Annotated in this window: 13 protein-coding genes; 7 read left to right on the forward strand and 6 right to left on the reverse strand. The window is 56.6% G+C overall.

Going from position 1 to position 12,642, the window contains the following annotated elements; all coding sequences use genetic code 11:
- Positions 1-77 precede the first annotated feature (77 nt).
- From ACTNE6_RS01735 to ACTNE6_RS01745, 3 genes are all read left to right on the forward strand, one after another.
- Entirely contained in the window at positions 78-671 is a 594-nt protein-coding gene (locus ACTNE6_RS01735; protein WP_194969509.1) for a DUF502 domain-containing protein, read from the forward strand.
- A 94-nt stretch (positions 672-765) separates the two neighbouring features.
- Positions 766-969, forward strand: a complete 204-nt coding sequence (locus ACTNE6_RS01740; RefSeq protein ID WP_442498406.1) for a hypothetical protein — start codon at positions 766-768, stop codon at positions 967-969.
- 178 nt (positions 970-1,147) lie between these two features.
- Positions 1,148-1,960 (forward strand): hypothetical protein, encoded by an 813-nt coding sequence (locus tag ACTNE6_RS01745; RefSeq protein WP_442498407.1) that lies wholly within the window; start codon positions 1,148-1,150, stop codon positions 1,958-1,960.
- Positions 1,961-2,050: 90 nt separating this feature from the next.
- Here the strand turns inward: ACTNE6_RS01745 and ACTNE6_RS01750 are convergent, their stop codons facing one another.
- Both ACTNE6_RS01750 and oadA read right to left on the reverse strand, forming a co-directional pair.
- Positions 2,051-3,178 (reverse strand): sodium ion-translocating decarboxylase subunit beta, encoded by a 1,128-nt coding sequence (locus ACTNE6_RS01750; RefSeq protein ID WP_442498408.1) that lies wholly within the window; start codon positions 3,176-3,178, stop codon positions 2,051-2,053.
- A 61-nt stretch (positions 3,179-3,239) separates the two neighbouring features.
- Positions 3,240-5,033 (reverse strand): sodium-extruding oxaloacetate decarboxylase subunit alpha, encoded by a 1,794-nt coding sequence (gene oadA, locus ACTNE6_RS01755; protein WP_442498409.1) that lies wholly within the window; start codon positions 5,031-5,033, stop codon positions 3,240-3,242.
- Between the two features lie 169 nt (positions 5,034-5,202).
- Between oadA and ACTNE6_RS01760 the strand changes: the two genes are divergently transcribed.
- Genes ACTNE6_RS01760 through ACTNE6_RS01775 form a run of 4 tightly spaced genes read left to right on the forward strand, consistent with a single transcriptional unit; the run spans position 5,203 to position 8,034 of the window.
- Positions 5,203-5,721 carry an O-acetyl-ADP-ribose deacetylase gene (locus tag ACTNE6_RS01760; RefSeq protein ID WP_442498410.1) on the forward strand — a complete coding sequence of 173 codons (519 nt, stop codon included), beginning with the start codon at positions 5,203-5,205 and terminating at the stop codon, positions 5,719-5,721.
- Positions 5,714-6,109, forward strand: a complete 396-nt coding sequence (gene msrB, locus ACTNE6_RS01765) for a peptide-methionine (R)-S-oxide reductase MsrB (RefSeq protein WP_442498411.1) — start codon at positions 5,714-5,716, stop codon at positions 6,107-6,109. The genes ACTNE6_RS01760 and msrB overlap by 8 nt, the downstream gene beginning before the upstream one ends.
- The gene (locus tag ACTNE6_RS01770; RefSeq protein WP_442498412.1) at positions 6,106-7,404 is read left to right on the forward strand and encodes a M18 family aminopeptidase; all 1,299 of its coding nucleotides are present in this window, start codon (positions 6,106-6,108) and stop codon (positions 7,402-7,404) included. Before msrB ends, ACTNE6_RS01770 begins: the two co-directional genes overlap by 4 nt.
- Before the next feature lie 3 nt (positions 7,405-7,407).
- Positions 7,408-8,034: an alpha-ketoglutarate-dependent dioxygenase AlkB family protein gene (locus tag ACTNE6_RS01775; RefSeq protein WP_442498413.1), complete on the forward strand. Its 627-nt coding sequence runs from the start codon at positions 7,408-7,410 to the stop codon at positions 8,032-8,034.
- A gap of 151 nt (positions 8,035-8,185) precedes the next feature.
- Here ACTNE6_RS01775 and purD read toward each other — a convergent pair whose 3' ends face one another.
- From purD to dusB, 4 genes are all read right to left on the reverse strand, one after another.
- The gene (purD, locus tag ACTNE6_RS01780) at positions 8,186-9,460 is read right to left on the reverse strand and encodes a phosphoribosylamine--glycine ligase (protein ID WP_442498414.1); all 1,275 of its coding nucleotides are present in this window, start codon (positions 9,458-9,460) and stop codon (positions 8,186-8,188) included.
- 86 nt (positions 9,461-9,546) lie between these two features.
- Positions 9,547-11,106, reverse strand: a complete 1,560-nt coding sequence (gene purH / locus ACTNE6_RS01785; protein WP_442498415.1) for a bifunctional phosphoribosylaminoimidazolecarboxamide formyltransferase/IMP cyclohydrolase — start codon at positions 11,104-11,106, stop codon at positions 9,547-9,549.
- Positions 11,107-11,163: 57 nt separating this feature from the next.
- Entirely contained in the window at positions 11,164-11,448 is a 285-nt protein-coding gene (locus ACTNE6_RS01790) for a helix-turn-helix domain-containing protein (RefSeq protein ID WP_194969261.1), read from the reverse strand.
- Entirely contained in the window at positions 11,445-12,434 is a 990-nt protein-coding gene (dusB, locus tag ACTNE6_RS01795; RefSeq protein WP_442498416.1) for a tRNA dihydrouridine synthase DusB, read from the reverse strand. The genes ACTNE6_RS01790 and dusB overlap by 4 nt, the downstream gene beginning before the upstream one ends.
- Positions 12,435-12,642 lie beyond the last annotated feature (208 nt).

A 12,642-nucleotide genomic window follows, 5' to 3' on the forward strand; every position in this document is an offset into this window, starting at 1 on the left:
AAATGTAGCGGACTGCTTGCCGGGTTACCGACCAGCATCAGATGTTCTGCTATTGATTCAAGCAGTGGAGGAAGAAAATGAGCGCGTTGATTAAGAAGTTATTGAACTATCTTTTAATCGGAATTTTGGCAGTTATTCCTATTGTTATAATTTTACAAATCATCATCTTTGTAAAAGACCGGGTTGCCGATCTGTTTCAGCTGGTTTACGGTTATTCGGTCAGCTATGTTTATACGTCGCTGATTTTTGCCGTCAGCTTCATTATCCTCGTTTCCATAGGCCGTCAGATAGCCAAACAGGGGCGTCCCTGGTTTATTGCCGCTTTTGAGCATGTTATCGACAGAATTCCTTTTTTGAACACCGTTTACAGGGTTATTAAAAAAGTCATAAATATGTTTTCCTCCCATGACAAGAGCATCGCCAAAGAGGTCGTCTATGTGGAATACCCAAAAGACGGGGTTTGGGTGCCTGCTTATGTCACGAACCGGTTCAATGAAAAGTACGTGCTTTTCGTGCCTACTTCGCCGAATCCGACATCGGGATTTACCGTCATCGTCGATAAGTCAAAAATCATCAGATCCAATATGAATATTGAAGAAGCCACCAGTTTTATCGTCAGCGTTGGCGTCGATTTCGATAAAGATACGGAAGTGGGCCAGTTACCCCGGTAAGAACCAACATGGATTGATTTACCAAGTCAGCCCGAGATCAAGCGAGAAACAGAGCAGCATGCAATAGAGATATTACTAGATGAGATTAACCTGGATGAAATCAATAATTAAAATAACCGTTATGCTGTCATGGGCGGCAATTGTCGGCTGCAATGGAGAAGATCAGCCGGCCGCGGCTGCCGATAGCGAGGTGCTGAAGGCTGAGAGGGATGCGCTGGAAAAGGCCAAGGCGGTCGAGCAGACGGTTCTCGATGCGGCCGCGCAGCAGCGGCAGCAAATCGAGCAAAGTACGCAGTAAAGCAATGCCCTCATGCGGAATGGGGGGGCGGCTTACTCTCCCCATTTTGTCTGTTTTGTGTTTGATAGTTTTTGATTGACTTTGAACGTTTTGCTTGTTATGAATGAGCCTGCGTACTAGTAATAAAAAACGGCAAAAATACAATAAACACAAACAATTACATGAGGGGAGTGCAGTTATGGAATCTAATGACAGTGCCGTTGCGGGCGGCTTGCTGGTGAAATTAACCCGATTGGAAGATCAGGTGTCAACGCTTTCCAAGGAGCTGGAATCAAGTAAGAATACCATCAGTCTGCTAAAGCTGTCGCTGACCGAGCGCGATTCACGCATTTATGAATTGGAGTCAAAGCTGACAGCGGCGCAAAACACGCAACTGAAAACAACGGTTAACTGGATTGAGCGTTGCAGGCATCAAATCAAAAGCGGCGTGGACGAAAAATACATCAATCCGACTTTCGCTAAAATCCGCCAGCGCATCGAGACCATGCAGCGATTGGTCTACGAAACCAGGGATCTCGTCAACCAGAAAGTAACCGTCATTCAAGCAAATATCCACGACTATTCCGCCTTGATCAAGCAGTGGCCCGAACAAGCCAGACTGTATTTTGAACAAGGCGTTGTCGAGCCTCTCAACTCGTTGGTCAATGAAACGGTTGCATCAACCTATAGCTATTTGAAAGCCATCCGGGACATGACTGAGCAGAAAATCCTCTATCCTTGCAAAGTCATCTATGACGAAATTGTCGTCGCGGTCCTGGCGCTGCCTTCACAAAGCCAAATTATCCTTCAAGTGTGGTTGATCGACCCTGCCAGACAGCAAATGGCCGTATTGCCTGAGTTAGGCTTGAAACTTTCTGCCAGCGCCCTGGCATGGCTGGGCAAGTCGATCAATCAAATAAGAGCGTTGATTGATCGCGTAGTTGAAGCGATAGGAAACGCCATTAAAAACTCATCGTTCTGGAATGGAAATCAGCCGATACAAACGGCTTGAATAGACGGGAATTAATGGGTTTGGCTAGTACATAAAAGCCCTGTCCGGATATTCCTGACAGGGCTTTCGTTTAAGTGGAGATATCGCCGGCTATTTCACCAGACTCAGCAGAATACCGGCGGCCACGGCCGAGCCGATCACGCCGGCCACGTTCGGGCCCATGGCATGCATGAGCAGGAAGTTGTGCGGATTGCTCTCCAGGCCCAGCTTGTTGGCCACGCGCGCGGCCATCGGCACGGCCGAGACGCCGGCCGCGCCGATCAGCGGGTTGATCAAGGTCTTGCTGAACTTGTTCATCAGCTTGGCCATCAGCACGCCGGCGGCCGTGCCGATCGCGAACGCCGCCGCGCCCAGGGCCAGAATCCCTAAGGTCTCCAGCTGCAGGAACGCCTGCGCGCTCAGCTTGGAGCCGACCGACAGGCCCAAAAAGATCGTCACGATGTTGATCAGCTCGTTCTGGGCGGTCTGGCTGAGCCGGTCGACGACGCCGCAGGCGTTCATCAAATTGCCGAACGCGAACATGCCGACCAGCGGCGCCGCCGACGGCAGCAACAAGGCCGTCAAGGTGATCAGCAGCAGCGGAAAGACGATCTTTTCGGTGCGCCCGACCGTGCGCATCTGCTGCATCTCGATGCGGCGCTCGGCTTCCGTGGTCAACGCGCGCATGATCGGTGGCTGGATCAACGGCACCAGCGCCATGTACGAATAGGCCGCGACCGCGATCGCGCCGAGCAGGTCCGGCGCCAGGCGCGAGGCCACATAGATCGCGGTCGGGCCGTCGGCGCCGCCGATGATGGCGATGGCCGCCGCATCCTTCAGGCTGAATTCAAGGCCCGGCACGATGTTCAGGGCCAAGGCGCCCAATAAGGACGCGAAAATGCCGAACTGGGCCGCGGCCCCGAGCAGCAGGGTCTTCGGGTTGGCCAGCAGCGGCCCGAAATCGGTCATGGCGCCGACGCCCATGAAGATCAGCAGCGGAAACAGCCCGCTCTTGATGCCGAAATACAGGTAATAGAGCAGGCCGCCTTCGTCGTTGAGGCCGGCCGTCGGGATGTTGCTGAGGATGGCGCCGAAGCCGATCGGCAGCAGCAGCAACGGCTCGAAGCCTTTCTTGATGGCCAGAAACAGCAGCAGGAAGCCGACCAGCATCATCAGCGCCTGGCCGCCGGTCAGGTTGTACAGGCCGGTGCTGTGCCACAGTGAAAGCAGGTTTTCCATGGGTGAGGTCTCGTCTGAATAAGCAGGGAGGCCCCGCCCGAGGCGGGGCCGTTATTCTTGATTATAAGCTGATCAGTGTATCGCCGACCGTGACCGCGGCGCCTTCCTTGGTGTGCACGGCGCTGACGATGCCGCTGGCCCGCGAGCGCACTTCCGTTTCCATCTTCATGGCCTCCATGATCACCACCACGTCGCCCTCGGCCACGGCGCTGCCGGCCTGCACCAGCACTTTCAGGATCGTGCCGGCCATCGGCGCCTCGACCGAGACGCCGTTGCCGGCCACGGCCGGGGCGCTGACCGCGGTTGCGGCCGGCTGAATGTGCAGCGGCGCGCCGCCGGGGCCGACCGAGACGTTGAAATGGCGGCCGTCGACGTTGACGCTGTAAGTCTCCACGGCGGCCGCGCCCGCCGCTTTCGGGGCCGGCGTCGGGATGGGGGCTGTGGCCGGGGCGCTGCCCGGCGCCGGCTCGAACGCGCCAGGATTGCCGCGGTGGGCCAGGAATTTCCAGCCGACCTGCGCGAACAGGCCGTTGATCAGCGCGTCTTCTTCGACCTGTTCGCTGAGCTTGACGCCTTCGGCCCGGGCTTTCTCCTGCACGTCGGCGATCAGTTTGGCCATTTCCGGTTCCAACAGGTCGGCCGGCCTACAGCTGATCGGCTCACTGCCGTCCAGCACGCGCGCCTGCAGTTCGGCATTGACCGGGGCCGGAGTGGCGCCGTATTCGCCTTTCAGGACGCCGGCGGTTTCCTTGGTGATGGTCTTGTAGCGTTCGCCGGCGATGACATTCAGCACGGCCTGGGTGCCGACGATCTGCGACGTCGGCGTGACCAGCGGGATGAAGCCCAGGTCCTCGCGCACGCGCGGGATCTCGGCCAGGACCGCATCGAACTGGTCCTCGGCGCCCTGTTCCTTGAGCTGGCTTTCCATGTTCGTGAGCATGCCGCCGGGCACCTGCGACACCAGGATGCGCCCGTCGACGCCTTTCAGGCTGCCTTCGAACTGGGCGTATTTCTTGCGCACGGCGCGGAAATAGGCCGCGATCTCTTCCAGTTGGGCCAGGTCCAGGCCCGTATCGCGGTCCGTGCCCTGCAGGCTGGCGACAATGGTTTCGGTCGCGGTGTGGCCATAGGTCATGCTCATGGAGGAGATGGCCGTGTCGACGTTGTCGATGCCGGCCTCGGCCGCTTTCAGGATGGCGCCGGTGCTCAGGCCCGTTGTGGCATGGCACTGCATGTGGATCGGGATGGCGACGCTTTGCTTCAGGCGGCTGACCAGCTCGTAGGCATCATAAGGCTTGAGCAGGCCGGCCATGTCCTTGATGCAGATCGAGTGCGCGCCCAGGTCCTCGATCTGCTTGCCCAGGTCGACCCACATGTCTAAGGTATGCACGGGACTGGTCGTGTAGGAGATCGTGCCTTGGGCGTGGGCGTCGGTCTGCAGCACGGCCTGGACCGCTCTTTGAATGTTGCGCATGTCGTTCATGGCGTCGAAGATGCGGAACACGTCGATGCCGTTGATGGCGCAGCGCTCGACGAAGGTGTCGACGACGTCGTCGGCGTAATGGCGGTAGCCGAGCAGGTTCTGGCCGCGCAGCAGCATCTGCTGGCGGGTATGAGGCATGGCCGCCTTCAGTTGGCGCAGGCGCTGCCAGGGGTCTTCGCCCAGGTAGCGGATGCAGGCATCGAACGTGGCGCCGCCCCAGGTCTCCAGCGACCAGTAGCCGATCTGGTCGAGCTTGGCGCAGATCGGCAGCATGTCGTCGATGCGCAGGCGCGTGGCCAGCAGCGATTGGTGGGCGTCGCGCAGGACGACTTCGGTGATGCCTAACGGCTTAGGGTTGTTGTTTTGTGCCATGCTTTAACCTTTTGGGGTTCAATTCGCGGACCTTTGGGGTCGGTTTTAGTTGATGGGAAATCGGGCGCACGCAAGTTCCGGCCTTCTGTTAAAATTTTTGAAACTCGACATTGTATCATAGGCCTAAATAGGATAAATCGGGTTCTAAGCACGTAAATAAGGCACGATTATGGCAAAAATTGAGATTATTGAGTCTGATATCACAAAGCTGGACGTTGATGCGATCGTCAACGCCGCCAATTCCTCGCTGTTGGGCGGAGGCGGCGTCGATGGCGCCATCCACAGGGCAGCAGGACCTGAATTGCTGGCCGAATGCAGAACTCTGGGCGGCTGTGAGACGGGGCAGGCAAAAATCACCAAGGGCTATAATCTGCCCGCGCGCCATGTAATCCATACCGTAGGGCCGATCTGGTCCGATGGCAAGCATAATGAGCCGGCCCTGCTGGCCTCCTGTTACCGGGAATGCATGGCGCTGGCCAAGGTCTATCAACTTGAATCGATTGCCTTCCCGGCCATTTCCTGCGGCGTATACGGTTTTCCGCTGCCGCAGGCGGCGCAAATTGCGATCAGGACCATCAACGAATGCCTGAAAGACAATCCCTATCTGCAAAAAGTCTATTTGGTCTGCTTTGGCGATGCTGTTTTGAAAGCGTACAATGAGCAGTTTTTTCAACTGATGCATGGCTGACAACATTATGAATGAAGAACAATGGCGTGAAAAACTGACGCCCGAACAATTCAATATCTGCCGTCATAAAGCCACCGAGCCGCCTTTTACCGGTAAATATACCGACTGCAAGAAAGACGGCATCTATCATTGCGTGTGCTGCGGCAATCCCTTGTTCGACTCCGAAACCAAATACAATTCAGGCTCGGGCTGGCCGAGCTTCTGGGATGTCATCTCCGAAGACAGCGTGGCTCGCCATGCCGATTCCAGCCACGGCATGCGCCGAGTTGAAATAACCTGTAAAGCCTGCGATGCGCATCTGGGCCATGTGTTCGAAGACGGCCCGCCGCCGACCGGCCTGCGCTACTGCATCAATTCCGCAGCATTAGACTTGAAAGAACGATCATGAGCGCTCAGATACAGGTTCAAGACTTGCTGGATTTCATCGATGCCAGCCCCAGCCCCTGGCATGCTGTCAATAGCATGGTCGGCCGATTGGATGCAACCGGCTTTTCGAAGCTCGACGAAACCGAAAAATGGGCGCTGAAGCCCGGCGGGCGCTATTACGTCGTGCGCGGCGATTCGTCCATCATCGCGTTCGTGCACGGGCAAAAGCCGCTGGTTGAGACGGGTTTTAAAATCATCGGCGCCCATACCGACTCGCCGGGCCTGCGGATCAAGCCCAATGCGGCCGGCTGGGTCGATGGTCTGGTCAGGCTGGGCGTCGAAGTCTATGGCGGGCCGATATTGGCGACTTTTACCGATCGGGATTTGAGCCTGGCTGGCCGCATCGGCTATAAGGACGATCAGGGCCGGATTGCAAGCCGGCTGGTTAAATTCGATCAGGCCTTGCTGCGCTTGCCTAATCTGGCCATCCATATGAATCGCGGTGTCAACGAGGAAGGCTTGAAGCTGCACAAACAGCTGGAGTTGCCGCTGATCCTATCGGCCATCGCGCAGGAGCAGCTGCCGCAGCCGTTTTTCCTGTCGCTGCTGGCGCAGGCCGCAAACATCGAAGCCGAGCGCATCCTGTCCTGGGATCTCAATGTTTACGATACGCAGAAAGGCGTTATCTGGGGTGCGCAGCAGGAGTTTTATGCCGACAGCCAGCTCGATAATCTGGCGTCGTGTCATGCCGGTTTATCGGCCCTGCTCGATGAAGCCGTATTGCAGGCCGACAGCACGCTGGTCTGCGCCTTCTTCGATCATGAGGAAATCGGCAGCGAAAGCCATAAAGGCGCCGACGGCAGTTTCCTGCCGGATGTGCTGCAGCGCATCGCATCGAACACTGATCGGGACGATTATCAGCGAGCCCTGGCGCGCAGCTTCATGATCAGCGCCGACATGGCGCACGCCTATCAGCCCAATTTCCCGAATGCCTATGAACCTGACCATAAAGTCATCGTCAACAAGGGACCGGTTATCAAGGTCAACGCCAATCAGCGCTACAGTACCGAGAGCGTCTCCGAGGCGATGTTCGCGGGCTGGTGCGAGCAGGCCGGCGTCCCGTACCAGAAATATTCGCACCGGACCGATCTGCCCTGCGGCAGCACAATAGGCCCTATGACCTCAGCGCGGTTGGGCATTCGCACGGTCGATGTCGGCAATCCGATGTGGGCCATGCACAGCATCAGGGAGAGCGCCGGCGTATTCGACCATGACGCCATGATCCATGTCATGAAGCGCTTTTTCCTCGACAGCTGAGCGATGGATACCGAAGCCGATGCATTGCGCGATAATGCTGTCGGCTTCGGCGGCAATCTGCTGCCGTTCGACGGCGAGCTGTATCTGATCCGGCAGTTTTACCGGCCACCCGAGTCCGATCGGTTATTCACGTCATTGATGGCTGGGCTTGCATGGCGGGAGGAGAACATCTTCATTTTCGGCAAATGGGTCAAAGTGCCGCGCCTGATGTGCTGGTACGGCGATGCCGATGCGCATTACCGCTATTCGGGCGTCGATCATGCGCCGCTGCCCTGGACGGGCGAGCTGCAGGCCATCAGGGAAAAAGTGGAGCGGCAGTGCCGGCAGCGCTTCAACAGCGTTCTGGCCAATCTGTACCGCGACGGCCGCGATTCAATGGGCTGTCATGCCGATAATGAAAAGGAGTTGGGACCCAATCCGGTCATTGCCTCGTTAAGCTTCGGCGATGAGCGTTTGTTCAGGCTGCATCATAAAAAACGCAAGAAGGTCTCGCTGGATATCATGCTGGGCCATGGCGATCTGTTGCTGATGGCGGGTACGATGCAGCATCATTGGCTGCATGCATTGCCGAAAACGAAGCAAGTGAAGAAGGAGCGGATCAATCTGACGTTCCGCAGGATTATCGTCTAAAAATATGTGGGGGCGACTTTAGTCGCCCAGGTAGCAAAAGGGCGACTAAAGTCGCCCCCACAGGCTCATTACACAAGCTTTGTAGGGTACGTATCGCGTACCATTTTCAAGCCCAAAAGGTACGCAGTGCGTACCCTACTTCGAAATAACGCTATTTTATTGCCTTGAAGCCGATATCGGTGCGGTAGTAGACGTTATCCCAATGGATAGCGCGCGTTAATTCATAGGCGTTGCTCTGCGCTTCCTGAATATCGCGGCCCAGAGCGCAGGCGCACAATACGCGGCCGCCGGCCGTGACGATCTTGCCATCAACCTGTTGCGTGCCGGCATGGAACACCTTGCGGTCTTCGCTTTCTTGAGCGGGCAGGCCCGAAATCACGTCGCCTTTGCGGTAGGCATCGGGGTAGCCGCCGGCCGCCAGCACGACGCCCAATGCTGCGCGCTCGTCCCAGTCCGTCTCCACTTTGTCCAATTCCCCAGTCAATGCAGCTTCACACAGTTCTACCAGATCGCTTTTCAGGCGCATCATAATTGGCTGCGTTTCAGGATCGCCGAAGCGGCAGTTGTATTCCAGCACTTTAACGGAACCGTCATGGCCAATCATCAGGCCGGCATACAGGAATCCAGTATAAGGCTGCCCATCGGCGGCCATGCCTTTCAAAGTCGGCTCGATGACTTCGCGCATGACGCGCGCATGAATCTCGGAGGTTACGACCGGGGCTGGCGAATAAGCGCCCATGCCGCCGGTATTGGGGCCCTTGTCGCCGTCATCCCGGGCTTTGTGATCCTGGGAGGTCGCCATCGGCAGCGCGTGCTTGCCGTCGGCGATCACGATGAAGCTGGCTTCCTCGCCGGCCAGAAACTCCTCGATGACAACGCGGTGGCCGGCCTCGCCGAAGACATTGCCGGACAGCATGTCTTCAACGGCTGCATTCGCTTCCTCTACCGTCTGGGCAACGATTACGCCCTTGCCGGCGGCCAGACCGTCGGCCTTGACCACGATGGGCGCGCCTTTTTCCTGAATGTAGGCCAGCGCCTGCGCCTTATCGGTAAAAGTCTGGTACTCGGCGGTTGGAATGCGATGGCGGGCCATAAAGTCCTTACAGAACGATTTGGAGCCTTCCAGTTGCGCAGCCTTGGCCGTAGGGCCGAAGCATTTCAGGCCGGCTTCCTGAAAACGGTCGACGATGCCGGCCACGAGCGGCACTTCAGGACCGATAATGGTCAGCCCGATCGCTTCTTTTTGGGCGAAATCGAGCAGGGTGGCAATATCGTCGACGGCGATCGCTACGTTCTCAATGCCCGGTTCCAGTGCTGTGCCGGCATTGCCCGGCGCGACAAAAACTTGCTCGACTTTGGTCGACTGTTTGGCTTTCCAGGCCAGCGCGTGTTCACGGCCGCCGCTGCCGACAATCAGTATCTTCATGGTGATTCTCGTATGTTTTGTGGGGCGACTTCAGTCGCCGGTGTTCTAAAGGGCGGCTGAAGCCGCCCCCACCGTATGTCTCTTAATTAATGCCTGAAATGACGCATGCTGGTAAAAACCATGGCAATGTTGTGTTCATCGGCCGCCTCGATGACTTCACCGTCGCGCATTGAGCCGCCCGGGTGGATGATGGCGGTGATGCCGGCTTCGGCGGCCGCATCGACAGTGTCGCGGAACGGGAAGAAGGCATCGGAGGCCATGACCGAGCCGGACACGATCAGTCCTTCGTCAGCGGCCTTGATGCCGGCGATGCGGGCCGAATAGACGCGGCTCATCTGTCCTGCGCCTACGCCGATCGTGCGGCCGTTCTTGCAGTAGACGATGGCGTTGGATTTGACGAATTTGGCGACTTTCCAGGCGAACAGCAAATCAGCCAGTTCCTGTTTCGTCGGTGCGCGTTTGCTGACGATTTTCAGGTCGGCGGCAGCGATTTTGCCGAAATCCTTGTCCTGGACCAAGAGGCCTCCGGCCACGCGTTTGAAATCCAGCGCGGTTTCGTCTGCGCCGGTCAAGTTGCCGCATTCCAGGGCGCGCACGTTTTGTTTCGCAGCCAATACCGTCTGGGCATCGGCGCCGATGGATGGCGCGATGATGACTTCGACAAACTGGCGGCCGATGATTTCAGCGGCGGTTTGCTTATCGAGTTCGCGGTTAAACGCGATAATGCCGCCGTAGGCCGAGGTCGGATCGGTGGCGTAGGCCAGTTCATAGGCGGCCAACAATGTGTCGGCTTCGGCGACGCCGCAAGGGTTGGCATGCTTGACGATTACGCAAGCCGGCTTGTCGGTGAATGACTTGACGCATTCGAGCGCGGCATCGGCATCGGCAATGTTGTTGTAGGACAGCTCCTTGCCCTGCAGTTGTCTCGCTGCGGCGATGGTGCCCGAGGCCGGCGCTTTCTCGCGGTAGAAAGCGGCCTGCTGATGCGGGTTTTCGCCGTAGCGCATGGACTGGCTTTTGTAAAACTGCAGGTTCAGCGTGTCCGGAAAACGCTCGCCGCTCAGGTTGCCCAGATAGGCTGAGATGGCCGTGTCGTAGCGGGCGGTATGCTCGAAACTTTTCAGCGCCAGGTTGAAGCGGGTCTTGGCCGACAGGCTGCTGCCGGTGTTTTTCAGTTCGGCAATGATGCCGGCATAATCAGCCGGGTTGACGACAACCGCAACGTCGGCATGATTCTTGGCGGCCGCGCGGATCATGGTCGGACCGCCGATATCGATGTTTTCAATCGCGGTTTCAAAATCGCAGTCCGGCTTGGCGATGGTCTGCTCGAACGGATACAGGTTGACGACCACCATGTCGATCGGCTTGATGCCGCTCTCGGCCATGACCGCATCGTCTACGCCGCGGCGGCCCAAAATGCCACCATGCACTTTCGGGTGCAGGGTTTTGACGCGGCCGTCCATCATTTCCGGAAAGCCGGTGTAATCGGAGACTTCCGTAGCGGGAATCTGGTTGTCGGCCAGGGTTTTGGCCGTGCCGCCGGTGGACAGGATTTCTATGCCCAACTGGCTCAGTTCCCGGCAAAAATCGACGATGCCGGCTTTATCCGAAACGCTGACTAAAGCGCGGGTGATTTTTTTGTTCATGCAGACCTCTGATGCAAGAGTAGATTAGATAAATGAGGTTAGCCGGGCAGCGCGGCTTTAGGATAGTCCGTATTGGTCCAGTTTTTTGCGCAAGGTGCTGCGGCTTAGGCCCAGGGCCTTGGCGGCTTTGGTCTGGTTGTAGCCGGCATGCTCGAGCGCTGCTTCCAGTAAAGGCCGTTCGACTTCGCTGATGACCATCGCGTGCAGGCCGACAGCGTCATGGCCGTTTAATTGCGACAAATAGATCTCTACCGTTTTTTTGACGTAGGCGGACAAAGGGATAGAGGCGTTTTTTGAGCTATCCAAATCAATAATTTCAGCGCTTTTTTGAGATGCTTTCATATTATGCAGCATGATCGATAGTTATAAAGATTAAAAGCCGAATTAATCAGCGCTAATTGTTGCGATGGCACTTGAGCTTGATTGATCTTGTCTTGTATGGACGGATGTACCGTTCCGAGCTGCTTGAAGTACCAACCGATGTGTTTCCGCGCTATTCTAACACCGCTTACATTTCCGTAGAAGCCGTACAGTTGTTCCAGATGACTCAGCATTGTACTTTGTATGTCGGCAACCGTTGGTTTTTCAAGATTTTTTCCATGATCAAGAAAATAATTGATCTGGCTGAACAACCACGGGTTGCCTTGAGCGGCCCGGCCGATCATCAGGCCGTCGGCACCGGTTGAATGCAGCACGAACGCGGCCTTTTCTGGCGTATCAATATCGCCGTTGGCGATGACCGGAATGCCGACCGATTGTTTAACTTTTTTGATGGTCTCATATTCGGCCTGGCCGTTGAATTTACAGGCCCGGGTTCGCCCGTGCACGGTTAAAGCTGAAACGCCGGCGTTTTCCGCTATTTTCCCGATTTCGACCGCATTGCGGTTGAATATATCCCAACCTGTGCGGATTTTAAGCGTGACCGGCACTTCGACCGCGTCGACGACGGCGTCCAGGATTCGCTTGACTAGCGCTTCATCGCGCAGCAGGGCCGAGCCTGCCGCTACCGAGCAGACTTTTTTGGCCGGACAGCCCATATTGATGTCAATGATCTGTGCCCCGCGCTCGACGTTGATTTTTGCGGCCTCGGCCATTTGTCTGGGATCGGTGCCCAAAATCTGCACCGCGCGCAGGCCTGTATCGCCGCTATGGTCGGTTTTCAGCAAGGTTCTTTTGTGCAGTCTTAACGCCGGGTTTGAGGGGACCATTTCCGATACGGTCAGTGCGGCGCCGTGCCGGCGGCATAACTCCCTGAACGGACGATCACTGACGCCGGCCATGGGTGCGAGTATCAATTTGTTGGCAAGTTGATAAGGGCCGATTTGCATGAGGGGTGTTACATGTACGAAAAAAGGGCGCCTATCATAACCTAAAAAAGCGATTAGGTGAGCATGTCTATGAGCTTTTTTAACAAAAACTCATAGTCGGGAAGCCGATTTTATGGAAAGGGCTCGAAGAAAACCTAGGCTTCGGGCCCTTTGGGGTAAAAACTTACTTTACTGATGTTACGCACAGATGATTTCATCTTGTTTGCCG

The sequence above is a fragment of the Methylobacter sp. sgz302048 genome (assembly GCF_052162025.1).
Taxonomy (GTDB): domain Bacteria; phylum Pseudomonadota; class Gammaproteobacteria; order Methylococcales; family Methylomonadaceae; genus Methylobacter.

Excerpts from the sequence above, each read along its gene's own strand:
- purH (WP_442498415.1), bottom strand. The coding sequence starts at position 11,106 with ATGAACAAAAAAATCACCCGCGCTTTAGTCAGCGTTTCGGATAAAGCC.
- msrB (WP_442498411.1), top strand. The coding sequence starts at position 5,714 with ATGGCTGACAACATTATGAATGAAGAACAATGGCGTGAAAAACTGACG.
- ACTNE6_RS01790 (WP_194969261.1), bottom strand. The coding sequence starts at position 11,448 with ATGAAAGCATCTCAAAAAAGCGCTGAAATTATTGATTTGGATAGCTCA.
- ACTNE6_RS01745 (WP_442498407.1), top strand. The coding sequence starts at position 1,148 with ATGGAATCTAATGACAGTGCCGTTGCGGGCGGCTTGCTGGTGAAATTA.
- ACTNE6_RS01735 (WP_194969509.1), top strand. The coding sequence starts at position 78 with ATGAGCGCGTTGATTAAGAAGTTATTGAACTATCTTTTAATCGGAATT.
- ACTNE6_RS01760 (WP_442498410.1), top strand. The coding sequence starts at position 5,203 with ATGGCAAAAATTGAGATTATTGAGTCTGATATCACAAAGCTGGACGTT.
- dusB (WP_442498416.1), bottom strand. The coding sequence starts at position 12,434 with ATGCAAATCGGCCCTTATCAACTTGCCAACAAATTGATACTCGCACCC.
- ACTNE6_RS01775 (WP_442498413.1), top strand. The coding sequence starts at position 7,408 with ATGGATACCGAAGCCGATGCATTGCGCGATAATGCTGTCGGCTTCGGC.
- oadA (WP_442498409.1), bottom strand. The coding sequence starts at position 5,033 with ATGGCACAAAACAACAACCCTAAGCCGTTAGGCATCACCGAAGTCGTC.
- ACTNE6_RS01770 (WP_442498412.1), top strand. The coding sequence starts at position 6,106 with ATGAGCGCTCAGATACAGGTTCAAGACTTGCTGGATTTCATCGATGCC.
- ACTNE6_RS01750 (WP_442498408.1), bottom strand. The coding sequence starts at position 3,178 with ATGGAAAACCTGCTTTCACTGTGGCACAGCACCGGCCTGTACAACCTG.
- purD (WP_442498414.1), bottom strand. The coding sequence starts at position 9,460 with ATGAAGATACTGATTGTCGGCAGCGGCGGCCGTGAACACGCGCTGGCC.
- ACTNE6_RS01740 (WP_442498406.1), top strand. The coding sequence starts at position 766 with ATGAAATCAATAATTAAAATAACCGTTATGCTGTCATGGGCGGCAATT.